Below are 24,921 nucleotides of genomic sequence, written 5' to 3'. Positions count from 1 at the left end.
GCAGGCCGATGAGGCGCGCGACGGCCCCACTGCGGCGCGGCGGCCGGGCCGTCGTCCGCCGCACCGGAGCCCGGTGGAGGCTGCTGGCCGTCACCGCGCTCGCCGCGGCCGTCGAAACCCTGCCCGGCGTGCCGACCCCGCTGCTGGTGCCGGCCGGCTGCTGGTTGCTGTTGGGCGGGCCCTGGGTGCTCTGGTACGGGTACGCCGACACCTTCGTCGCGACCAGGACCGGGCGGGCCCTGGTGGCCGTCGGGCTGGCGGTCGGCGGCGACCTCGCCACCGAGCTGCTGCTGAACACCACGTTGCCGCTGCTCGGTGACGACCGCCCGCTCCGCCAGGCCCCGTTGGCGTTGTCGGCGGCGCTTGCGGTCCTGCTGGCGGCCTGGATGCTGCCACTGCCCGAGCGCACGCCCGAGCCCGAGCGCACGCCCGAGCCCGAGCGCACGCCCGAGCCCGAGCCCGAGCCCGAGCCCGACCCCGAGCCCGACCCCGAGCCCGCTGCCGCCGGGCCGCGACACCGCCGCCGCGCCGGTACGCCCCGCCGCCGCGCCGGTACGCCCCGCCGCCGCACCCCCGGGCTGCGCCCGGTGCTGCTGCTCGGGGCCGGCTGCCTGCTGCTCGCCGTCGGCGGGGCGATCCGGCTGAACAACGGCCTGGGCCCGACCATGGCACTGCTCGCCCTGGGGACGATGGCAGTGCTCTTCGTCCAACTGCTGCGCGGCCGCCGCCGCTACCCGGAAGAGGTGCTCTGCCTCGGCCTGTTCCTACTGGCCGCCGCGCTGCTGCTGCTGACCTCCCTGCGCGGCTGGTTCATCACCGGCCACGACATCCAGCGCGAGTACGAGGTCTTCCAGTTGGCCTCCGGCGCCGACCGCTGGCAGATCGCGGCCTTCCGTGATCCCTACAACGCCTGCCTGAGCATCACCCTGTTGCCCACGGCGTTCGCCCGGCTGACCGGGATCAGCGGCCTGTACGTCTTCAAGGCCGTCTTCCCGCTCCTCTTCGCGCTGAGTGTGCCGCTGGTCTACCGTTCGGTGCGCAACCTCGCGCGGCGGACGGTGGCGCTGCTGTCCGCGCTGTACTTCGCGGCCTTCCCCACCTTCTTCACCGACATGACCTTCCTGGCCCGCCAGGAGATCGCCTTCCTGTTGTCGGGCGCCGCCCTGGTGGTGCTCACCGACCGGGGACGGCCGCTGCACCGGCGACGGGTGGTGTTCACCGCCCTGATGGGCGGTGTGGTGCTCTCGCACTACTCGACCACCTTCGTGCTGGTGGCGGTGCTCGCCGTCGCGCTGCTCACCGACCACGGCTGGCGCCTGCTCTCCCGGCTGCGGGCCCGGCGCGCCGGACGGCCGCGGCCGACCGCCACCGCTTTCGTGACCTGGTGGATCGTGCTGGCCACGGCGGTGGCCGCGGTGCTCTGGACGGGGCCGCTGACCGGCACCGGCGGGCAGCTGCGCAGTACGGTCAGTGCGACGGTGCAGGACATCACCAGCCCGGCCCAGGTGCAGAGCGGCTCCTCGGACACCTCCTACAGCCTGCTCGGCGGGCAGGCGGTCAGCCCACAGCAGCGGCTGGCCCAGTACCAGGCGAGCACGCTGCACCTGACCGCCGAGGGCCGGGCGAAGGGTGACTACCTGCCGGCCGGCGAGGTCGGCCGGTACCCGGTGGCGGCGGTGACGGAGCCGGACCTGCCGCTCACGTGGCTGGGCCGAGCCCTGCAGCACACCGGTCTGGACGTCTCCGGCGCCAACAAGGCGATCCGCCAGTGGGCCGCCGACCTGCTCCAACTCCTGCTGCTGGTCGGGCTCGCGGTCTGTCTGTGGACCAAGCAGCGGGCCTTCCGCCCGGCGCGCGACCAGATCACCCTGACCATCGGCATGCTGACGGTGATCGGGCTGCTGACCGTGCTGCCGCAGCTGTCCGTGGACTACGGCGTGCTGCGCGCCTTCCAGCAGGGCCTGTTCTTCTTCGCGCCGTTCATCGCCGCCGGTTCGCTCTGGGTGTTCCGCTGGGCCGGGCGCTGGACGCCGCCATTGGCCGGCGCCCTCGCGGTGGCCTTCTTCCTGGACCTCACCGGGGCGGTCCCGCAGTTGATCGGCGGCTACCCGCCCCAACTCAACCTCAACAACGCGGGCCAGTACTACGACATCTACTACGTCCAGCCGCAGGAGCGGACCGCGATCACCTGGCTGGAGCAGCTCACCGCCGGTGACCGGACGCAGAACGTCCAGTCAGAGGTGCAGACGGACCGCTACACCTTCAGCCGGCTCCAGACGTTGATCCGCGGTCGGGCCCTGGACGACATCTACCCGACCTTGATCGGCGCCGACTCCTACGTCTTCCTCGGCAGCACCACGGTGGCGAAGGGCGAGGCGACCGCCTTCTACCAGGGCGACCTGGTGACCTACCGCTACCCCATGGGCCTGCTCGACGCCACCAAGAACGAGATCTACAGCAGCGACGGAGCGGAGATCTACCGATGACCCACGAGACCGCGAAGACCCCGAAGAGCGCGAGCACCGGGAGGACCGCGAAGGCCCCGAGGACCGCCGACAGCGCAAAGGCCGGACGGGTGCTGCTGGTCAGCCACTACTACCCGCCGCACGTCGGCGGGATAGAGAACGTCGTACGCCAGGAGGCCGAGCAACTCGCCCGCCGCGGCGTGGCGGTGACGGTGCTCACCACCGGCGCACGCCCCGCCCGGGCCCAGCCGGACACGGACGCGGACGCGGACGCGGACGCGGTGACAGCGCCGGAGAACGGGAAGCCGGGCGTACGGGTCCTGCGCTGTGCCGCCTGGAACGGCATCGAGCGTCGTACCGGCGTACCGTTCCCCGTCCCCTCCCCGCAACTGCTGCTCGACGCGGTGCGCGAGGCCCGCCGGGCCGAGGTGATCCACCTGCACGACTGCCTCTACCCGACCTCCTGGGCCGCCTGGGCGGCCTCGGCGCTCACCCGCACCCCGCTGGTACTGACCCAGCACGTCGGCCTGGTGGCGCACCCCTCGGCACTGGTACGGAACGTGCAGCGGGTGGTGTACGGGGTGTTCGGGCGGGCCCTGTTGCACCGGGCCCGACGGGTGCTGGTGCTGAACGACACGGTCCGCGCCTTCACCCGGGCGCACGGCGCCCGTGCCCACGCCGTACGGCAGTTGGCCAACGGAGTGGACACCGTGCTGTTCCACCCGGCCGGTTCGGCGGCGGAGACCCGGCGGCTGCGGGAGCACTACGGGCTGCCGGTGGACCGGGCACTGGTGCTCTTCGTCGGACGACTGGTCCCGAAGAAGGGGTACGACCTGCTGCGCGCGGCCGCCGATCCGGCCTACGACCTGGTCTTCGTCGGGACCGGCGCCGGGGGAGAGGAGCACCGCGGCGGCGGCGCCGGGGTCCACCACCTCGGGTCACTTCCGCCCGACCGGGTCGCCGAGGTCTACCGGGCCTGTGACGTCTTCGCGCTGCCCTCCACCGCCGAGGGCTTCCCGCTCACCGTGCAGGAGGCGATGGCCTCGGGGCTGCCGGTGGTCACCACCGACGACCCGGGTTACGCGCCCTACGCGCTGGACCGGGCCGAGGTCAGTCTGTTGCCGCGCGACGCGCAGCGGCTGCGGGCCGAACTGGCGGCCCTGGTCGCCGATCCGCCCCGGCGGAGGCGCATGGGGCGCTACTCGCGGTCCTACGCGGAGCGCAGCTTCGGCTGGTCGGAGCACGTGAGCGCACTGCTCGGCCACTACGCGGCGGCGAGCACGCCGAGCGCCGGGTGGGCCTCGACGGGGACGAGGTCGGGCTGATGACGCCTGACCGCCCACGGTCCCCCGACCCCGGTGCCGACGGGCCGGGCCGACCAGGCCGACCAGGTCGGCCCGACCGGGCCGAACGCACCACCGGCGTCGGCCTCGTCGCGGGCCTCGCCCGCGCCGTCCGCACCGCCCGCCACGACCAGGTGGCCCGCAGCTCCGTCTACCTGATGGCCGCCACCGTCAGCACGGCCGCCCTGGGTTTCCTGTTCTGGGTGGCCGCCGCGCGCCTGTTCCCGCCGAGCCAGGTCGGCACGGCCACCTCCCTCACCAACGCGATCTCGCTGATCGCCTACTTCAGCCTCTGCGGCCTCAACAGCACCCTGGTGCGGTTCCCGGCCGCCCCCGAGCGGCGGCACGCGCAGATCAACCGGGCCGTGCTGCTGGTCTTCGGAGCCGGCTGCCTGCTCGGCACCGGCTACCTGCTCGGGCTGCCGCTGTACGGCACCCGGCTGCTCGCGGTGCGGGCCGACCCGGTGCAGGCGGGGCTGATCGTGCTGTTCTGCGCCCTGTCGGCGGTCAACCTGCTCACCGACGCGGTCTTCGTCGGCGAGCGGCTCGCCCAGTACAACACCCTGGTCGACGGGGTGCTGCAGGGCCTGGCCAAGCTGGGGCTGCCGTTCCTGCTGACGGGTCTGGGGTCGTTCGGGCTGGTCGCGTCCATCGGCGGCGGCTACGCGGTGGCGGTGCTGGCCTCGCTGTGGTTCCTGAGGCGGAGGATCGGCCTGCGCCCGACCGTCCTGGGCGGCGGCACCCTCCTGCGCGAGCACCTGGGCTTCTCGGCCGGCAGCTACCTGTCCAGCCTGCTGAACCTGGTGCCGCTGCTGGTGCTGCCGCTGCTGGTGCTGCAACGCCTGGGCACCGAGGCGGCCGCCTACTACTTCGTCGCCTTCCAGATCGCCAATCTGGCCAACGCCGTCCCGTTCGCGGTCTGTGAGTCGATGTTCGCCGAGATATCCGCCGACGAGTCGCGTCTGGTGCCCGTGCTGCGCCGCTCGGCCCGGCTGATCGTCCTGCTCCAACTCCCGGCCGCAGTGGTGCTGGCGGCCGGCAGCGGGTTGCTGCTGCGCCTGTTCGGCGGGTCCTATCCCGCACGGGCACAGGGTCTGCTGGTGGTGCTCGCGGTGGGTACCGGCGCGGTGGCCCTGAACACGGTCGGCAGCTTCGCGCTGAAGCTGGTCCGCCGGATGGCGCCGCTGGTGTGGAGCAACGTCGTCTACGCCGTGGTGACCGTGGGCCTGGCCGCCGCGTGGGCCGGGCACGGACTGATCTGGTTCGGCTACGCCTGGGGCCTGGGCAACCTGGCCTCCGGCCTGATCGCGGTCCTGGCGCTGGTCCGCACCCCGCTGCCGGCCCCGGCCGCCACCCCGCCCCCCGCTCAGGCGGGCCTGCGAACGGAACACCTCCCCATGCGAGTGCTGGTCGTCAACGCCTACGTCCGTGAGAACGCCGGAGACGCCGCCCTGCTGGCGGTGTGCCTGCGCCAGGTCCGCGCCGCCTTCCCGGAGGCCGTGATCACCGTCGCCGGGATGGAGGACCCGGAGGTCCACCCGGCCTTCGACGGCGCCGCCAACATCGGCTCCATCCGCCGCTACGTGGCGGACGCCGGGATCGGCACCGTGCGCCGGATCGCGCGCAAGGCGATGGGACTCCTGGCCCTGCCGCTCGTCCTGTCACTGCCGTCGCGCGCGCCGGGCAGGCTGTTGCGCACGCTGCTGCCGACCGAGGTGTGGCGCGAGGTGGAGGCGGTGGAGGCGGCCGATCTGGTGGTGTCGATGGGCGGCGGCTACTTCAACGCCCGTCCGGGCCTGGACGGTTACCAGAACGTCTTCTACGTGGCGCTGCCGCTGCTGCTGGCCCACCGCCGGGGCGTGCCGGTGGTGTTCGCGCCGCAGTCCTTCGGCCCGTTCCCGGCCCCGGTCCAACGCCGGCTCGCCGCCTACGTCCTGCGCCGGGCCGCGCTCGTCCTGACCAGGGAGGACGTCAGCACGGACATCCTGGCGACGTGCGGGGTGCACGGCGGCCCGGTGCGCCGGGCGGTCGACTCGGGGTTCGCCTTCGCGCCCCCGCCGCGGGGCGACTGGCGGGCGAGGCTGGGGGTGGGCCCGGAGGTGCCACTGGTCGGCGTGACCGCCCGACAGTGGCTGGCGGCCGCCGAACAGGACCGCTACGAAAGGGCGTTGGCGCAGACCATCGACGCGGTCCGGGCCACCGGCGCCCAGGTGGTGCTGATCCCCCAGGTCACCACCGACTACCTGGGCGACGACGACCGGATCGTGGACCGCCGGATCGCGGGTCACTGCGCCACGCCGCCGCTGCGGGTGGACGAACGGGTCGACTTCCGCGAACTCAAGGGCCTGTACGGCGAGTGCGCCTACGTGCTGGGCACCCGCTTCCATTCGGTGATCTTCGCGCTGACCAGCGGGGTGCCGTGCATCGCGATCGAGTACGAGCACAAGACCCGCGGGATCATGCGGGACCTGGGGCTCGAATCCTGGGTGCTGCCGATCGCCGAGGTGTCGGCGGCCAGCCTCGGCGCACTGGTCGAGCGACTCCGGCTGGGGCGTGAGGAGTACCTGCGGGTCCTGGCCGAGCGGCTGCCCGGCTACGTGGCCCGGGCCGAGGAACTGCCGGAGCTGCTGCGCGCCGCCACCGACCGCCGGCCGGTACGGGTGGCGGCATGACCGGGCGCACGGTACTGCTCGCGACCCCCTACTTCCCGCCCGACACCGGCGGGGTCGAGCAGTACACCTGGGAGCTGGCCCGGCAGTTGCGGGCCCGGCACGGCTACCGGGTGGTGGTCGCCGCGACGGTGGGCGACGGCGGCCGCCCGGGCCGGTACCGGGAGCGGGACGGTCTGGTGGTGCACCGGCTGCCCGCCCCGCTGCGGGTCTCCCGCACCCGGCTCGGCACCGGCTGGATCACCGCACTGCGCGCGCTGATCCAGGAGGAGCGGGTCGACCTGGTGAACGCGCACGCCCCCGTGCCGCTGTTCGCCGACGCCGCCGCCAGGGCCTGCGGGGCAGTGCCGTTCGTGCTGACCTACCACACCGGCCGGATGCACAAGCGCGATCCGCTGCGCACGGCCGCCTGCTCGCTCTACGAGCACACCCTGCTGGCCGGCACCGTGCGCCGGGCCGCCGAGCTGATCTGCTCCTCCGACCACGTCCGGGGCGACCTCGCCCGGCTGTTCGCCGGGCGGGCCGTCACCGTCCCGCCCGGTGCCGACCTGGAGCGCTTCACCGCGAGCCCGGTGCCGGGCGGGCCCCGGATCCTCTTCGTCGGCTCACTCGAACGTGCCACGTCCTACAAGGGGTTGACCGATCTGCTGCGCGTCCTCCCCGAACTGGCCCTGTACGTACCGGGGGTGAGCCTGGAGGTGGTCGGGGACGGCTCGGCCGCAGCCACGTACCGGCGCCTGGCGGACCGTCTGGGGGTCGCCCGACGGGTGCGGTTCAGCGGCCGGCTGGCCGGAGCCGAGTTGGTCGACGCCTACCACCGGGCCCGGGTGGTCGCGCTGCCCACCCACTACGACAGCCTGCCGAGCGTGCTGGTGGAGGCGATGGCCGTCGGGCGCCCGGTGGTCAGCACCCGGGTCGGCGGCATCCCCTCGCTGGTGACCGAGGACCGCCCCGGCCGCTTCGACGGCACCGGCCCCTTCGACGGCACCGGCCCCGGCCGCGGCGGTACCGGCATCGGCATCGACGGTGGTGGTGACGGAACCGGCCTGCTCACCGCTCCCGGCGACCGGCCGGCCCTGGTCGCGGCGCTGACCGCGGTCCTCGGCGACGAGGCGCTCGCCCGTCGGCTCGGTGCGGCCGGCCGGCGCCGGGTCGAGGCCGGGTTCTCCTGGGAGCGGCAGGCCGACCGGACGGCGGAGGTCTTCGCCCGGGCACTGTCCGGCAGGCGCCGGCGCGGGGTGGCGGTGGTGGCCCCCTACTACCCGCCGAAGATCGGCGGTGTGGAGAACTACGCGGCCAGGATCGCCGGGGCGGTCGCCGGGGACCCGGGCCTCCGGGCCGCCGTGATCACCAGCAACACCACCGGCCGCCGCACCACGGTCCGGGTCGAGGACGGTCTGCCGGTGGTCCGGCTCGGTACGTGGGCCCGGCTCTCCAACACCCCGCTCAGCCCGCTCTGGCCCTTCCAACTCCCGTACTGGCTGCGCCGCCTGGACATCGACGTGGTCAGCGCGCACGCCCCGGTGCCGGGCCTGGCGGACCTGGCGGTGGCGCTCGGCGGCGCGAGGGCCTCGGTGCTGACCTACCACGCGGGCTCGATGGCCAAGGGCGAACCCGGCGTGGACCGGCTGATCGGCTGCTACGAACGGTTCCTGCTGCCGCGGGTCTTCCGCCAGGCGGCGGCCCTGGTCGCGGTCTCCCCGGTGTCGCTGGCGGCCGGCCATAGCGGTGCGCTGCACATCCCGCCCGGCGTGGACACCGACCTCTTCACCCCCGGCCCGCCGGCCGTCCGGCGGGCGCCCACGGTGCTCTACGTCGGGCGGATGGACCGCACCTCGGCCTGGAAGGGCGTACCGGTGCTGCTGCGCGCCTTCGCGCAGCTGGCCGACCTGCCCTCGGCCCGGCTGCGACTGGTCGGCGACGGCGACGCCCGGCCGGAGCTGCGGGCCGAGGCGGACCGGCTGGGCATCGCGGACCGGGTGGAGTTCACCGGGGCGCTGACCGGCCGGGCACTGGTGGCCGAACTCCAGCAGGCCGCCCTGCTGGTCCTGCCCTCGCTGAGCCAGGCCGAGTCCTTCGGCATGACCCTGATCGAGGCGATGGCCTGCGGTACCCCGGTGGTCGGTTCGCGGGTCGGCGGCATCCCGTACGTGGTGGACGACGGCGTGACCGGACTGCTGGTGGCGCCCGGTGACGAGCGCGATCTGGCCGCGGCGTGCCGACGGCTGCTCACCGACACCCGCACCGCCGACCGCTTCGGCACCGCGGGCCGCCGCCACGTCGCCGAGCACTACGCCTGGCCCGGGCTGACCCGGCGCTACCTGGAGCTGTTCCGGGAGCCGCCGCGGTCCTGAACGCAGCGGTGGGTTCCGGCCGCCGGGACGGGTGCGGCCTCGCATGTCCTCCCGCGTCGCCGTCCGATCGGGTGTCACTATCGGACCGATCCGCACGGAACAGGGCATTTCGCCCTTGAGGAGGAGTTCGCATGCCCAGTCGTCCCCTCGGCCCGGCCGCCCTGCTGGCGGGTGCCGTCCTCGTGTTCGCCCCGCTCACCGGCTGCAGCGGCGGCGGGGTGGACGCGCCCGGGCCGGTGGTCGCCGCGCCCCCGCCGCCGGAGAAGGCCTTCGGCCAGGCCTGCACCGCCCTGTCCGGGAACGGTGGCGGCGGGAGCCTGGACGCGCTCGGCGGCCAGCCCGTGCTGACCGCGATCGACCAGACCAAGGACCTGGGGCAGCTGTCGGCCCTGATCAAGACGGCCAAGGCCAAGGACATCTTCGACTCGATGGAGAACGTCACCGTCTTCGCCCCGAACGACGCGGCCTTCGGGAAGCTGACCGAGGACCAGAAGAAGTCCCTGGCCACCCAGCAGGGCGCGGGGGACCTCGTCCGCAAGCTGATCGTCGTCCGCGACCTGCGCAAGGACGACCTCCAGGACAAGCAGTACAACTCGCTCCAGGGCGCCGTCATCAAGGCCACCGGCAGTGGCGAGGACTACCGCATCGGCGGCGCGCAGGTGCTCTGCGGCAGCATCAAGACGGCCAACGCGCGGCTCGCGGTGCTGGACACGGTGCCGGCTTTCGGCTGACGAGCGGCGTTCCCGAGGTGGGCCGGTCCGGTGGACCGGCCCACCTCGTCGTGTACCGGGAGCCGGGCGCGGGCAGACTGCGCCGAACGGTCCGGGGTGTTGCGCCGAACGTGCGGATTCCGTGACGAACATCCGATGACACGATGTCAGGTCATCCTGACGCGGGGCCTTCCCTAGGCACGCTCTGATCTCGCACGCGCATTCGCGTGACTGTCGTGTGGTCCGCCGATCTGCGCCCAGCGGTGCGCGGTCGCGAGAGGAGACGCCGGATGGCTCCGGTCAGGTCGTTGCCCGGCGGTCGGTTCCCGACGGCGCTGCGCGGGCTGCTCGCGCTGCTCTGCCTCGTGCCCCAGAGCGGGCTCGCGCTCGCCGCGGCCGCGCCCGCGTACGCGCCGCAGGGGCTCCCGGAGCGGCAGCGGGCGGCGGTGGCCTGCACACCGGTGTTCACCGGCGCCACCAACTGCGTCCGCTACACCTACAGCGGGGGCGACCAGACCTTCACCGTGCCGCCCGGCGTGACCAGCGTCTACGCCCGGGTCTTCGGCGGCGGCGGCGCGGGCTCCCCGCGCGCCTACTACACCGGCCAGTACGGCGGCGGTGGCGGCGGCTACACCACCGGCAGCATCGCGGTGACGCCCGGGCAGCAGCTGACCGTCACCGCCGGTCAGGGCGGCCTGTTGAACAGCACCGCCACGACCTACGGGGGCGGTGGCGCGGGCGGCCTGGGCGGCTACCAGAACCTCGGGACCGGCGGCAGCGGCGGCGGCCTGAGTGCCGTCTGGAACGGCGGCTACGGCACCAACCCGCTGCTGGTCGCCGGCGGTGGCGGCGGCTCCTCACCCGGCGGTGACACCTTCACCCCGGCGGGCGGCAGCGGCGGCGGCAGCAACGGCGGCCAGGACAACCAGCCCACCATCTCCGGCCGCGGCGGCAGCCAGACCGCAGGCGGCGCCGCGGCCACCCAGACCGCGTGCGCGGCCGCCCAGGCCGGCAGCCAGTACCTGGGCGGCCGCGGGGCCAGTGCCAGCAACTACGAGGGCGGCGGTGGCGGTGGTGGCGGCTACTACGGCGGTGGTGGCGGCGCCTGCCAGCGCTCCGGCGGCTCGGAGGCCAACGGCATGGGCGGCGGCGGTTCCGGCTACAACCGGGGCACCGGCGTCACCAACACCCAGACCTCCAACGGCACCAACGCCAGCGGCAACGGTGTCGGCGGTACCTCGGGCGGCCGCACCGACCCGCAGTACTCCACCGGCATCGGCACCGGCGGCGGCTACACCGGCGGCGGCAACGGCGAGGTCGTCATCGAGTGGCAGACCCTGGTCGGCCTCTCCATCGCCAAGACCGCCTCCCCGACCACCTACGTCCCGGGCCGCACCCTCACCTACACGGTCGTGGTGAGCAACTCCGGTCCGGCGCCCGCCGTCGGCGCGGCGGTGCGCGATGCGCTGCCGTCGGCGCTGTCCGGCTTCACCTGGACCTGCGCGCCCGGTTCCGGCAGCAGTAGCTGCGGCAGCGCGAGCGGCACCGGCAGCATCGACACCACGGCCACCATCGCGGCCAACGACCGGGTCACGTACACCATCACCGGTACCGTCCCGTCCGGCACCACGGGCACGCTCTCCAACACCGCGACGGTCACCCGCCCCGCCGCCTCGACCGACCCCAACTGCGGCCCGACCTGCTCCAGCACCGTCGACACACCGGGCCAGGTCACCACCGGGCTGTCGGTGACCAAGACCCCGGACAAGAACCCGTACGTGCCCGGCCAGCCGCTGACCTACACGATCACGGTGAAGAACACCGGCCCCTCGGACGCGACCGGCGTGAGCGTCCGGGACACCCTGCCCGCCGCGATCCAGAACTTCACCTGGACCTGCACGGCCGCCGCGGGCAGCAGTTGCGGCAGCACCCCCTCCGGCACCGGCAACATCAACACCACGGTCAACCTCCCGGCCGGCGGCCAGGTGACGTACACCCTGACCGGCACCGTGCCGCCGGACGCCACCGGCTCCCTGGACAACCGGGCCACCGTCACCCCGCCGGCCGGCGCCACCGACCCGAACTGCTCGCCGAACTGCACCAGCACCGCGAACCCGATCCCGCCGGGCGGCCAGGCCAACCTGGTGGTCTCGAAGACCCTGCTCACCAGCCCGGTGGTGCCCGGCCAGCCGATCAAGTGGCAGGTCAAGGTCACCAACAACGGCCCCTCGACGGCCCGCAACGTCGTCGTCACCGACCAGGTCCCGACCGGGGTCACCGGCCCGAGCATGGTCAACGACCAGGACTCCTCGACCTGTCCGATCAGCAACGGCACCGCCACCTGCCCGGCCGTCACCATCCCGGTCAACGGCACCGCCAGCTGGACGCTCTCCGGCACGCTGTCGGCCGACGCGACCACCACCCCCACCAACTCGGCGGTGGTCACCGGCGGCCCCGACCCGTCCGCCTCCTCGCGCACGGCCGTCGCCTCGCCGACCTCCTCGCCCTCCCCACAGGCCAACCTGACCATCTCCAAGACCCTGCTGACCAATCCGGTGGTCCCCGGTCAGCAGGTCCAGTGGCGGGTGACCGTCACCAACAACGGGCCGTCGCGGGCGCGGAACGTCGTGGTGACCGACCAGGTCCCGACGGGCGTGACCAACGGCTCGATGACGGCCTCGGACGGCACGGCCTGCCCGATCGGCAACGGCACTGCGACATGCCCGGCCGTCGAGATCCCGGCCGGCTCCTCCGCGAACTGGACGCTCTCCGGCACGCTGTCTCCAGACGCCACCACCACGCCGACCAACACCGCCGTGGTCACCGGCGGTCCCGACCCCTCGGCCACGGCCCGCACGGCGGTGGCCTCGCCGTCCAATTCGCCGTCGCCGCAGGCGAATCTGACGGTGTCGAAGTCGCTGCTGACCAATCCGGTGGTGCCCGGTCAGCCGATCCAGTGGCGGGTGACCGTCACCAACAACGGTCCTTCGCGGGCTCGGAACGTCGTCGTCACGGACACCGTCCCGGCCGGGGTCACCGGCGCCTCGATGAAGGCGGACGCGGACGGGACGGCCTGTCCGATCAGCAACGGGACGGCCACCTGCCCGGCCGTCGAGATCCCGGCCGGGACGTCGACCAGCTGGACGCTGAACGGCACCCTGTCACCGGACGCCACCGTGACCCCCACCAACACGGTGACCGTCACCGGCGGGCCCGACCCCTCCGCCTCCACCCGCACGGCGGTGGCCTCGCCGACCGCCTCGCCCTCCCCGCAGGCCAACCTCACCGTCTCCAAGGCACTGCTCACCAACCCGGTGGTCCCCGGTCAGCAGATCCAGTGGCAGGTCACGGTCTTCAACTCCGGTCCGTCCCGGGCCCGAAACGTCGTGGTGACGGACCAGGTCCCGGTCGGGGTGACCAACGCCACGATGACCGCCCGGGACGGTACCGCCTGCCCGATCAGCAACGGTGTCGCGACCTGCCCGGCGGTGGAGATCCCGGCCGGCCAGACCATGACGTGGACGCTCTCCGGCACCCTCGCCTCCGACGCGACCGTGACGCCGACGAACACGGTGACGGTGACGGGTGGTCCGGATCCGGCGACGCCGACGCACACGGCGGTGGCTTCGCCGTCCAATTCGCCGTCGCCGCAGGCGAATCTGACGGTGTCGAAGTCGCTGCTGACCAATCCGGTGGTGCCGGGGCAGCAGATCCAGTGGCAGGTGAGCGTCACCAACAACGGTCCTTCGCGGGCGCGCAACGTCGTCGTCACCGACACCGTCCCGGCCGGCGTGACCAACGCGTCGATGAAGGCCGCGGACGGGACGGACTGTCCGATCGCCAACGGCACCGCGAACTGCCCGGCCGTGGAGATTCCGGCGGGCCAGACCATGACGTGGACGCTCTCCGGCACGCTCGCCTCCGATGCGACCGTGACGCCGACGAACACGGTGACGGTGACGGGTGGTCCTGACCCGACGGCGTCCACTCACACGGCGGTGGCGTCCCCGTCCAACTCGCCGTCGCCGCAGGCGAATCTGACGGTGTCGAAGTCGCTGCTGACCAACCCGGTGGTGCCCGGCCAGCAGATCCAGTGGCGGGTGAGCGTCACCAACAACGGTCCCTCGCTGGCCCGGAACGTCGTCGTCACCGACCAGGTCCCGGCGAACGTGAACGACGCCTCGATGCGGGCCGACTCCGACGGGACCGCCTGTCCGATCGGCAACGGGACGGCGACCTGTCCGGCCGTGGAGATCCCGGTGGGCCAGACCTCGACCTGGACGCTGACGGGCACGCTCGCCTCCGACGCCACCGCCACGCCGACGAACACGGCGACCGTCACCGGCGGTCCCGACCCGACGGCATCCACCCACACGGCGGTGGCGTCCCCGTCCAACTCACCCTCCCCGCAGGCCAATCTGACCGTCTCCAAGGTGCTGCTGACCAATCCGGTCGTGCCCGGCCAGCAGATCCAGTGGCAGGTGACCGTCACCAACAACGGCCCGTCCCGCGCGCGCAACGTCGTCGTCACCGACACCGTCCCGACCGGCGTGACCAACGCCTCGATGAAGGCCGCGGACGGAACCGACTGCCCGATCGCCAACGGCACCGCGACCTGCCCGGCCGTGGAGATCCCCGCCGGCCAGACCGTGACGTGGACGCTGACCGGGACCCTGGACCCGAACGCGACCACCACCCCGACCAACAGCGTCACCGTGACCGGCGGCCCGGACCCGACCGCCTCCAGCCACACCGCGGTCGCCTCACCGACCGGCACGCCGACGCCGCAGGCGGGCCTGACCATCGCCAAGGCGCTGCTCACCGACCCGGTGGTGCCGGGCCAGCAGATCCAGTGGCGGGTCAGCGTGACGAACAACGGTCCGTCCCGGGCCCGGAACGTCGTCGTCACCGACCAGATCCCGGCGGGGGTGAACAACGCGACGATGGCGGCCGACGCCGACGGCACGCCGTGCCCGGTCGCCAACGGCACCGCCACCTGCCCAGCCGTCGAGATCCCGGCCGGCTCCACGCTCACCTGGACGTTGACCGGCACGCTCGCGTCCGACGCGACCACCACGCCGACCAACACGGCGGTGGTCACCGGCGGCCCCGACCCGTCGGCCACCGCGCACACCGCCGTCGCCTCGCCGACCTCCTCGCCGACGCCGCAGGCCGGCCTCACCGTCTCCAAGGTTCTGCTCACCGATCCGGTGGTGCCTGGGCAGCAGATCCAGTGGCGGGTCAGCGTGACGAACAACGGCCCCTCGCTGGCGCGCAACGTCGTGGTCACGGACACCGTGCCCACCGGCGTGAACGACGCCTCGATGACGGCCTCGGACGGGACCGCCTGCCCGATCAGCAACGGTGTCGCCACCTGCCCGGCCGTGGAGATCCCGGTGGGCCAGACGTCGACCTGGACGCTGACCGGCACCCTGGCTCCCGACGCGACGACGACGCCGACCAACACCGCCACCGTCACCGGCGGCCCCGACCCGGCCACCCCGACACACACCGCCGTCGCCTCACCGACCGCCTCGCCCTCCCCGCAGGCCAATCTGACCGTCTCCAAGGTGCTGCTCACCGACCCGGTGGTGCCGGGACAGCGGATCCAGTGGCGGGTCAGCGTGACGAACAACGGGCCTTCGCGGGCGCGGAACGTCGTGGTCACGGACCAGGTGCCGGCGGGCGTCGGCAATGCGACGATGACCGGGTCGGACGGTTCCACCTGTCCGATCGGCAACGGCGTGGCGACGTGCCCGGTGGTGGAGATTCCGGCGGGCCAGACCATGACGTGGACGCTCTCCGGCACGCTCGCCTCCGACGCCACCGTCACGCCGACGAACACGGCGACCGTCACCGGCGGTCCTGACCCGACGGCGTCCACTCACACGGCGGTGGCGTCCCCGTCCAACTCGCCCTCGCCGCAGGCCAATCTGACCGTCTCCAAGGTGCTGCTGACCAACCCGGTGGTGCCTGGGCAGCAGATCCAGTGGCAGGTCAGCGTCACCAACAACGGTCCGTCGCAAGCCCGGAACGTCGTCGTCACCGACCAGGTCCCGGCGGGCGTCGGCAATGCGACGATGACGGGATCGGACGGCTCCTCGTGTCCGATCACCAGCGGGACGGCGACCTGTCCGGCCGTGGAGATCCCGGTGGGGCAGACCATGACGTGGACGCTCTCCGGCACGCTCGCTTCCGATGCGACGGCGACGCCGACGAACACGGTGACGGTGACGGGTGGTCCTGATCCGACGGCGTCCACGCACACGGCGGTGGCGTCCCCGTCCAACTCGCCGTCGCCGCAGGCCAATCTGACTGTCTCCAAGGTGTTGCTGACCAATCCGGTGGTGCCCGGTCAGCAGGTCCAGTGGCGGGTGAGTGTCACCAACAACGGTCCTTCGCTGGCCCGGAACGTCGTCGTCACCGACCAGGTCCCGGCGAACGTGAACGACGCCTCGATGCGGGCCGACGCCGACGGGATGGCCTGTCCGATCGCCAGTGGGACGGCGACGTGTCCGGCGGTGGAGATTCCGGTGGGGCAGACGTTGACCTGGACGCTGACCGGCACGCTCGCCTCCGACGCGACCGTCGCGCCGACGAACACGGCGACGGTCACCGGTGGTCCGGACCCGACGGCGTCCACCCACACGGCCGTGGCTTCGCCGTCCAACTCACCGTCGCCGCAAGCGAATCTGACGGTGTCAAAGTCGCTGGTGACCAATCCGGTGGTGCCCGGGCAGCAGATCCAGTGGCAGGTGACCGTCACCAACAACGGCCCGTCCCGGGCGCGCGACGTCGTCGTGACGGACCAGGTGCCGACTGGGGTCGGCAATGCGACCATGACCGGATCGGACGGCTCCCCCTGCCCGATTGCCAGCGGTACGGCGACCTGCCCGGCGGTGGAGATTCCGGCGGGCCAGACCATGACGTGGACGCTCTCCGGCACGCTCGCTTCCGATGCGACGGCGACGCCGACGAACACGGTGACGGTGACGGGCGGTCCGGATCCGGCGACTCCGACGCACACGGCGGTGGCCTCACCCAGCAACTCGCCCTCACCGCAGGCAAACCTGACCGTTGCGAAGTCCCTGACGACGAACCCCGTCGTGCCGGGTCAGCAGATCCAGTGGCAGGTCAGTGTCACCAACAACGGTCCGTCGCAGGCGCGGAACGTCGTGGTGACGGACCAGGTGCCGGCGGGTGTGACCAACGCGTCGATGACGGCTTCGGACGGTACGGTCTGCCCGATCGCCAGCGGGACGGCGACGTGTCCGGCGGTGGAGATCGCAGTGGGGCAGACGCTGACGTGGACGTTGTCCGGCACGCTGGCTTCGGATGCGACGGTGACGCCGACGAACACGGTGACGGTGACGGGTGGTCCGGATCCGACGGCTTCCACGCACACTGCCGTTGCCTCGCCGTCGAACTCGCCGTCGCCGCAGGCGAATCTGTCGGTGTCGAAGGTGTTGCTGACTGACCCGGTGGTGCCTGGGCAGCAGATCCAGTGGCGGGTCAGCGTGACGAACAACGGTCCTTCCCGGGCACGGAACGTCGTGGTGACGGACCAGGTGCCGACGGGTGTGAGCAATGCGTCGATGACCGCGCAGGACGGTACGGCCTGTCCGATCAGCAGTGGGACGGCGACGTGTCCGGCGGTGGAGATCCCGGTGGGGCAGACGCTGACCTGGACGTTGACGGGCACGCTCGCTTCCGATGCCACGTCGACGCCGACGAACACGGCGACGGTCACCGGCGGTCCTGACCCGACGGCCTCCACGCACACTGCCGTTGCTTCGCCGTCGAACTCGCCGTCGCCGCAAGCGAATCTGTCGGTGTCGAAGTCGCTGGTGACCAACCCGGTGGTCCCCGGGCAGCAGATCCAGTGGCGGGTGAGTGTCACCAACAATGGTCCTTCCCAGGCACGGAACGTCGTGGTGACGGACCAGGTGCCGACGGGTGTCTCGGGTGCGAGCATGAAGTCCGACGCCGACAACACCCCCTGTCCGATCGCCAACGGCACCGCGACCTGCCCGGCCGTCGAGATTCCGGTGGGGCAGACGCTGACGTGGACGTTGTCCGGCACGCTGGCCTCGGATGCGACGGTCACGCCGACGAACACGGTGACTGTCACCGGTGGTCCGGATCCGACGACCTCCACGCACACGGCGGTTGCGTCCCCGTCGAACTCGCCGTCTCCGCAGGCAAATCTGACCGTCTCCAAGGTGCTGTTGACCAATCCGGTGGTGCCCGGTCAGCAGGTCCAGTGGCGGGTGAGTGTCACCAACAACGGTCCGTCGCAGGCGCGGAACGTGGTGGTGGCGGATCAGGTGCCGGCGGGTGTGACCGGCGCGTCGATGACCGCGCAGGACGGTACGGCCTGTCCGATCAGCAACGGGACGGCGACGTGTCCGGCGGTGGAGATCCCGGTGGGGCAGACGTTGACCTGGACGCTGTCCGGCACGCTCGCTTCCGATGCCACGGTGACGCCGACGAACACGGCGACGGTCACCGGTGGTCCGGACCCGACGACCTCCACACACACCGCCGTCGCTTCGCCGTCGAACTCGCCGTCGCCGCAGGCGAATCTGTCGGTGTCGAAGGTGCTGCTGACCAACCCGGTCGTCCCCGGGCAGCAGATCCAGTGGCAGGTCAGCGTGACCAACAACGGGCCGTCCCGGGCCCGCGACGTGGTGGTCACCGACACCGTCCCGGCGGGCGTGACCGGCCCGTCGATGACCGCGCAGGACGGTACGGCCTGTCCGATTGCCAGCGGGACGGCGACGTGTCCGGCGGTGGAGATCCCGGCGGGACAGACGTTGACCTGGACGCTGTCCGGCACGCTCGCCGCCGACGCCACGGCCACGCCGACCAACACGGTGACGGTCACCGGTGGGCCTGACCCGGCCACTCCGACGCACACCGCCGTCGCCTCGCCGTCCAACTCGCCCTCGCCGCAGGCAAGTCTCACCGTCTCCAAGGTGCTGCTCACCGATCCGGTGGTCCCCGGGCAGCAGATCCAGTGGCGGGTGACGGTGACCAACAACGGGCCGTCCCGGGCCCGCGACGTGGTGGTCACCGACCGTGTCCCGGACGGCGTCGGAGGTGCGAGCATGACCGCTGCCGACGGCACCGTCTGCCCGGTCGCGAACGGGACGGCCGTCTGCCCGGCGATCGAACTCGCGGTCGGCCAGAGCCAGTCCTACACGCTGACCGGCACGCTCGTGCAGGACGCGACCTCCACGCCGACGAACACGGCGCTGGTGACGGGCGGGCCGGACCCGGCCACCCCGACCCACACGGCGGTCGCGAGTCCGTCCAACTCGCCCTCACCGCAGGCGAACCTGACCATCGCCAAGGCTCTGCTGACGGACCCGGTCGTCCCGGGGGAGCGGATCCAGTGGCGGGTGACGGTGACCAACAGCGGCCCCTCCCGGGCCCGCAACGTCGTCCTCACGGACCGCATTCCGGAGGGGGTCGACAACGCCGTCCTCCAGGCGGACGCCGACGCGTCCCGCTGCCCGGTCACCAACGGTACCGCCGTCTGCCCGGCGATCGAGCTGGAGGTCGGGCAGACGGCGTCGTACACGCTGACGGGGACGCTGGCCCCGGACGCGACCAGCACGCCGACGAACACAGCGGTGGTGACGGGTGGTCCCGATCCGAGTGCGACGGCGCACACGGCGGTGGCCTCACCCAGCAACTCGCCCTCACCGCAGGCGAATCTGAGCATCGCCAAGGTGCTGCTGACCAACCCGGTGGTGCCGGGTCAGCAGATCCAGTGGCGGGTGACGGTGACCAACAACGGGCCGTCCCGGGCCCGGAACGTGGTGGTCACCGACACCGTCCCGGCCATGGTGGACGGCCCGAGCATGACCTCGGACGCCGACGGGACGGCCTGTCCGATCGCGAACGGTACGGCGACCTGCCCGGCCGTGGAGCTCCCGGCCGGCGCGACCGTCTCCTACACCGTGACGGGGACGCTCGACCAGGCGGCGACCAGCACGCCGGTCAACGTGGCCGTCGTCACCGGCGGGCCCGACCCGACCGCGACCGCCCACACGGCGACCGCGCAGGCCAGCGAGACGGTCGTGCCGCAGGCGCGGCTGACCGTGTCGAAGGCGCTGGTGACCGACCCGGTGGTGCCCGGGCAGCCGATCGCCTGGCGGATCAGCGTCACCAACAACGGGCCGAGCCGGGCCCGGAACGTCGTGGTCAGCGACCGCATCCCGGACGGGGTCGTCGGCGCATCGCTCTCCCCGGACGACACTCGTGCGGCCTGTCGGATCAGCGGCGGGACGGCGACCTGCCCGGCGGTCGAGATCCCGGTCGGCGGGACCGTCACCTACACGCTCTCGGGCACCCTGGCCCAGGACGCGACCGTCACCCCGGTTAACTCGGCGGTGGTGACGGGCGGGCCGGATCCGGCGACGCCGACCCACACCGCCGTCGCCTCGCCGTCCAACTCTCCCTCACCGCAGGCGAATCTGACGGTCGCCAAGGTGTTGGTGACCGACCCGGTGGTGCCGGGGGAGCAGATCGAGTGGCGGGTGACGGTGATGAACAACGGGCCTTCGCGGGCCCGGAACGTCGTGGTCACGGACCGGATCCCGGCCGGGGTGTCCGGCGCGATGATGACCTCGGACGAGAGCGGCGCCACCTGCCCGATCGGCAACGGCGTCGCGACCTGCCCGGCGATCGAGCTGGAGGTCGGGCAGCTGGCCTCCTACACGCTGAGCGGGACGCTGGACGCCAATGCGACCGTCACGCCGACGAACACGGTGACGGTGACGGGTGGTCCGGATCCGGCGACGCCGACGCACACGGCGGTCGCGAGCCCGTCCAACTCGCCCTCACCGCAGGCGAACCTGTCGGTGTCGAAGGTGTTGGTGACCAACCCGGTGGTGCCGGGGGAGCAGGTCCAGTGGCGGGTGAGTGTGACGAACAACGGTCCGTCGAGGGCTCGGAACGTGGTCGTGGCGGACCAGGTGCCGGCGGGCGTGAGCAGCGCGTCGATGGCGGCGCAGGACGGCACGTCGTGTCCGATCGCGAACGGTACGGCGACCTGCCCGGCCGTGGAGATCGCGCCCGGTGACACGCTCACCTGGACGCTGACCGGCACGCTGGACCCCAGCGCCACCACGACGCCCACCAACACGGTGACGGTGACGGGTGGGCCGGATCCGGCGACGCCGACGCACACGGCGGTCGCGTCCCCGTCCAACTCGCCCTCACCGCAGGCGAACCTGTCGGTGTCGAAGGTGTTGGTGACCAACCCGGTGGTGCCGGGGGAGCAGGTCCAGTGGCGGGTGAGTGTGACGAACAACGGTCCGTCGAGGGCTCGGAACGTGGTCGTGGCGGACCAGGTGCCGGCGGGCGTGACCAATGCGTCGATGGCGGCGCAGGACGGCACCCCCTGCGCGATCGCGAACGGTACGGCGACGTGCCCGGCGGTCGAGATCGCGCCCGGTGACACGCTCACCTGGACGCTGACCGGCACGCTCGACCCCAATGCCACCACGACGCCGACGAACACGGTGACGGTGACCGGCGGGCCGGATCCGGCGACGCCGACGCACACGGCGGTCGCGAGCCCGTCCAATTCGCCGTCTCCGCAGGCGAATCTGTCGGTGTCGAAGGTGTTGGTGACCAACCCGGTCGTCCCCGGGCAGCAGATCCAGTGGCGAGTGAGTGTGACGAACAACGGTCCGTCGAGGGCCCGGAACGTGGTCGTGGCGGACCAGGTTCCGGCGGGTGTGACCAATGCGTCGATGGCGGCGCAGGACGGCACGCCGTGCCCGATCGCGAACGGCACGGCGACCTGCCCGGCGGTCGAGATCGCGCCCGGTGACACGCTCACCTGGACGCTGACCGGCACGCTGGACCCCAATGCCACCACGACGCCCACCAACACGGTGACGGTGACGGGCGGGCCGGATCCGGCGACGCCGACCCACACGGCCGTCGCGTCCCCGTCCGGCTCGCCCTCCCCGCAGGCGCGGCTGAGCGTCTCCAAGGTGCTGCTGACCGACCCGGTGGTGCCAGGGCGGCAGATCCAGTGGCAGGTCGCCGTCACCAACCAAGGCCCGGCCACGGCGCGCGACGTGGTGGTGAGCGACCAGGTCCCGGCCGGGGTCGCGAACGCCTCGATGGCGGCCGACGACGGCACCTCGTGTCCGATCGCGAACGGCACGGCGACCTGCCCGGCCGTCGCCATCCCGGTCGGTTCGACCCGGACCTGGACGCTCACCGGCACGCTGGACGCCGCCGCCACCGCGACGCCCACCAACTCGGCGGTGGTGACGGGCGGGCCGGATCCGGCGACGCCGACGCACACGGCGGTCGCGTCCCCGTCCAACTCGCCCTCGCCGCAGGCGAGTCTGACGGTCGCCAAGGTGTTGGTCACCGACCCGGTGGTGGCCGGCGGGCCGATCGAGTGGCGGGTGACCGTGACGAACAACGGTCCCTCCACGGCGCGTGGCGTCGTGGTGACGGACCGGGTGCCGGGCGGGGTCGGCAACGCCAGGATGACGGCGCAGGACGGCACGTCGTGTCCGATCGCCAACGGTACGGCGACCTGCCCGGCGGTGGAGATCCCGGTCGGCTCGACCCGGACCTGGACGCTGACGGGCACACTGGACCCCAGTGCGACCGTCACACCGACGAACACGGCGACGGTGACGGGCGGGCCGGATCCGGTCACCCCGACCCACACCGCCGTCGCCTCCCCGTCCAACTCGCCCTCGGCGCAGGCACGGCTGACCGTCGCCAAGGTGCTGCTGACCTCGCCGGTGGTCGCCGGGCAGCGGATCCAGTGGCAGGTCACCGTGACCAACGACGGGCCCTCGCTGGCGCGGAACGTGGTGGTCACCGACCAGGTGCCCAGCGGGGTGAACAACGCCTCGATGGCGGCCGACGCCGACGGCACGCCGTGTCCGATCGCGGACGGCGTCGCGACCTGCCCGGCCGTCGACATCCCGGTCGGTGCCACGGTGGCCTGGACGCTCTCCGGGACGCTGGACCCGAACGCCACGGTGACGCCGACCAACACGGTCACCGTCACCGGCGGGCCGGACCCGGTCACGCCGACGCACACGGCGGTCGCGACGCCGACCGAGCCGATCACCGTGCAGCACGACCTGCTCCTGACCAAGCAGGCCACCCCGGCGAACCCCAAGGCCGGTGACACCGTCACCTACACCGTCACCGCCACCAACCGGGCCAGCGGCACCTACCTCGGGGCCGTCGTCACCGACGACCTCACCGGAGTCCTGGACGGCGCGGTCTACGGCGGCAACGCCCACGCCGGCACCGGGCGGACGGCCTACTCCGCGCCGAGGCTCACCTGGACGCTGGACATCCGGCCGGGTGCCACGGAGACCCTCAGCTACACCGTCACCGTCAGGTCGGACGCGGGCGGCCGGACGCTGGTCAACCGGCTCACCGCCGACGGCTCCAACTGCCCCGGCGGCAGCGGTGCCCGGCGGGCGGTGAGCGGCGGCAACTGCTCGACCACCACGGAGGTGCAGTCGACGCCGAGCCCGAGCCCGAGCCCGAGCCCGAGTCCGTCGCCGAAGCCCCCGCTGCCGCCCACGGGCAGTGGCGGGTCGCAGCCGGCGCTGCTGATCACCGTGCTGCTCCTGGTCCTCGGCGGCACCCTGATCGCGGTCCGGCGCCCCAGGCGCTGATCAGGGCATGTGGAACGCCCCCGGGCGGTCGGTTCCACCGACCGCCCGGGGGCGTTCTCACGAGCTATGGGGAAGGCAGGAGCCGAGCGGTCACGCCGATTCGGCGGTCTTGCGACGGCCGGCCAGCCAGACGTAGACCAGGATGCCGGCGAACAGGAACAGCACGCCCTGGTAGACGGCCGCGTACCCGGCCCCGGCCAGCAGCCAGATCGAGAAGGCGAAGGCGCCGAGGCCGAGGACGGCGTCGCGCACCAGGTGGGCGCCGTTGACCTTGTCGGTGGAGCCGCGGACCAGCCAGTACAGCTGGGCGGCGGTGGAGAGCAGGTAGGGCACGACCGCGGTGAAGGTGGTGACCAGCACCAGCATGTCGAACGCGCCCTTGGCGCCGCTGGCGAAGTTGGCGATGGTCAGCAGCGAGGCGAGGGCGACGCTGACGATCACGCCGAAGGTCGGCACGCCGCGCTTCTCCTTGCCGAAGGCGGCCGGGAACAGGCCGTCCTTGGCGGCCGCGTACGGGGCCTGGGCGGCGAGCAGGGTCCAGCCGTTGAGTGCGCCGGTCATCGAGATCAGCGCGGCGACGGCGATCACCGTGCCGCCCCAGGTGCCGCCGAACATGCCGTTCATGGCGTCGGAGAAGGGTGCGCTGGAGCTGATCAGCTGCGGGTGCGCGACGGTGCCGAACACGGCGAGCGTGCCCAGCAGGTAGACCACGGCCGCGCCGCTGGTGCCGAGCACGCTGGCCCGGCCGACGTTGCGCTCCGGGTCGCGGACCTGCCCGGCGCTCATCGCGGCCGACTCCACGCCCAGGTAGCTGAACAGCAGGATCGCGGCGGCGGCCGTCATGCCGCCCATCCAGCCCTGGCCGCTGGCGTCGAAGGGCCCGAGGTTCTTCGGGTCGAAGAAGAACAGCCCGCCCACCGAGACCAGCAGCAGCGGGATGAACTTCAGGACGGTGGAGACGAGTTGGACCGCCCCGACGAAGCGGGTGCCGGCCAGGTTGGCCAGCGCGGGCAGCCACTGGAAGGCCAGCGCGGCGGTGATCTCCAGCGGGATGCTGTGGTGCAGGGGCACCAGCACACCCAGGTAGCCGACCGCGGCCACCGCGAGCGCGGCGTTGCTGACCCAGGTGGTGATCCAGTACGACCAGGCCGACAGGAAGCCGGCGAAGTCGCCGAAGGCCTCGCGGGCGTAGACGTACGGGCCGCCGGTGCGCGGGTTGCGGCGTGCGAGCTGGCCGAAGACCAGGGCCAGGGCGATCGCGCCCACCGTGAGCACCACGAAGGCGAGCAGGCTGACCGTCCCGAACGGCGCCACGGCGGCCGGGATCATGAAGATGCCGCCGCCGATGATGTTGCCCATCACCAGGGCGGTGGCGGTCGGCAGCCCGAAGCGGCGGCCGTTCTTCGGGGGCTCGGGGGTGACCGGGGCCTGGTCGACCGGATCGGTCGGGGCGCTCGGTCGGGTCGCCTGCCGGGTTGCGGCCGGGCTGCTCTGCATGAGGGTGGTGCGCCTTTCGTGGTCCTGCTCGCGCTCGGTGGAGCTACCGTTCATGCTCGGACCGGGCGGCACCTTGTACCAAATCGACGGGATTTGTTCATCCGGCCCGGCCGATCACCGCAAGATTTCCGGTCTGGGCCCGGTTGGACGGGCACTCGTCCGACCCGCCCCGAGCGGCTGTTCGACCGCTTATGCGCG

7 protein-coding genes are annotated in these 24,921 nt (G+C 72.7%); 6 read left to right on the top strand and 1 reads right to left on the bottom strand.

From position 1 onward, the window contains the following. Nucleotides 1–8: 8 nt before the first annotated feature. From ABTZ03_RS10785 to ABTZ03_RS10760, 6 genes are all read left to right on the top strand, one after another. Nucleotides 9–2,486 carry a DUF2206 domain-containing protein gene (locus ABTZ03_RS10785; RefSeq protein ID WP_350512551.1) on the top strand — a complete coding sequence of 826 codons (2,478 nt, stop codon included), beginning with the start codon at nucleotides 9–11 and terminating at the stop codon, nucleotides 2,484–2,486. Further along, a complete protein-coding gene (locus ABTZ03_RS10780; protein ID WP_350512550.1) occupies nucleotides 2,483–3,790 on the top strand; it encodes a glycosyltransferase family 4 protein in 1,308 nt (435 codons plus the stop codon). The genes ABTZ03_RS10785 and ABTZ03_RS10780 overlap by 4 nt, the downstream gene beginning before the upstream one ends. Next, nucleotides 3,790–6,480 carry a polysaccharide pyruvyl transferase family protein gene (locus ABTZ03_RS10775; protein ID WP_350512549.1) on the top strand — a complete coding sequence of 897 codons (2,691 nt, stop codon included), beginning with the start codon at nucleotides 3,790–3,792 and terminating at the stop codon, nucleotides 6,478–6,480. Before ABTZ03_RS10780 ends, ABTZ03_RS10775 begins: the two co-directional genes overlap by 1 nt. Continuing rightward, the gene (locus ABTZ03_RS10770) at nucleotides 6,477–8,831 is read left to right on the top strand and encodes a glycosyltransferase family 4 protein (protein WP_350512548.1); all 2,355 of its coding nucleotides are present in this window, start codon (nucleotides 6,477–6,479) and stop codon (nucleotides 8,829–8,831) included. Before ABTZ03_RS10775 ends, ABTZ03_RS10770 begins: the two co-directional genes overlap by 4 nt. Nucleotides 8,832–8,962: 131 nt before the next feature. Continuing rightward, entirely contained in the window at nucleotides 8,963–9,562 is a 600-nt protein-coding gene (locus tag ABTZ03_RS10765; protein WP_350512547.1) for a fasciclin domain-containing protein, read from the top strand. A 269-nt stretch (nucleotides 9,563–9,831) separates the two neighbouring features. After that, a complete protein-coding gene (locus ABTZ03_RS10760; protein ID WP_350512546.1) occupies nucleotides 9,832–23,226 on the top strand; it encodes a DUF7927 domain-containing protein in 13,395 nt (4,464 codons plus the stop codon). A 90-nt stretch (nucleotides 23,227–23,316) separates the two neighbouring features. Here ABTZ03_RS10760 and ABTZ03_RS10755 read toward each other — a convergent pair whose 3' ends face one another. Further along, nucleotides 23,317–24,723, bottom strand: a complete 1,407-nt coding sequence (locus ABTZ03_RS10755; protein WP_502894435.1) for an amino acid permease — start codon at nucleotides 24,721–24,723, stop codon at nucleotides 23,317–23,319. Nucleotides 24,724–24,921 lie beyond the last annotated feature (198 nt).

The organism is Kitasatospora sp. NPDC096077, from assembly GCF_040303245.1.
In the GTDB taxonomy this organism is placed as follows: Bacteria; Actinomycetota; Actinomycetes; order Streptomycetales; family Streptomycetaceae; genus Kitasatospora.
The sequence above is the reverse complement of the archived record's forward strand: the minus strand, read 5'-3'. Positions and strand labels throughout refer to the sequence as shown.

Excerpts from the sequence above, each read along its gene's own strand:
- ABTZ03_RS10785 (WP_350512551.1), top strand. The coding sequence starts at position 9 with ATGAGGCGCGCGACGGCCCCACTGCGGCGCGGCGGCCGGGCCGTCGTC.
- ABTZ03_RS10780 (WP_350512550.1), top strand. The coding sequence starts at position 2,483 with ATGACCCACGAGACCGCGAAGACCCCGAAGAGCGCGAGCACCGGGAGG.
- ABTZ03_RS10775 (WP_350512549.1), top strand. The coding sequence starts at position 3,790 with ATGACGCCTGACCGCCCACGGTCCCCCGACCCCGGTGCCGACGGGCCG.
- ABTZ03_RS10770 (WP_350512548.1), top strand. The coding sequence starts at position 6,477 with ATGACCGGGCGCACGGTACTGCTCGCGACCCCCTACTTCCCGCCCGAC.
- ABTZ03_RS10765 (WP_350512547.1), top strand. The coding sequence starts at position 8,963 with ATGCCCAGTCGTCCCCTCGGCCCGGCCGCCCTGCTGGCGGGTGCCGTC.
- ABTZ03_RS10760 (WP_350512546.1), top strand. The coding sequence starts at position 9,832 with ATGGCTCCGGTCAGGTCGTTGCCCGGCGGTCGGTTCCCGACGGCGCTG.
- ABTZ03_RS10755 (WP_502894435.1), bottom strand. The coding sequence starts at position 24,723 with ATGCAGAGCAGCCCGGCCGCAACCCGGCAGGCGACCCGACCGAGCGCC.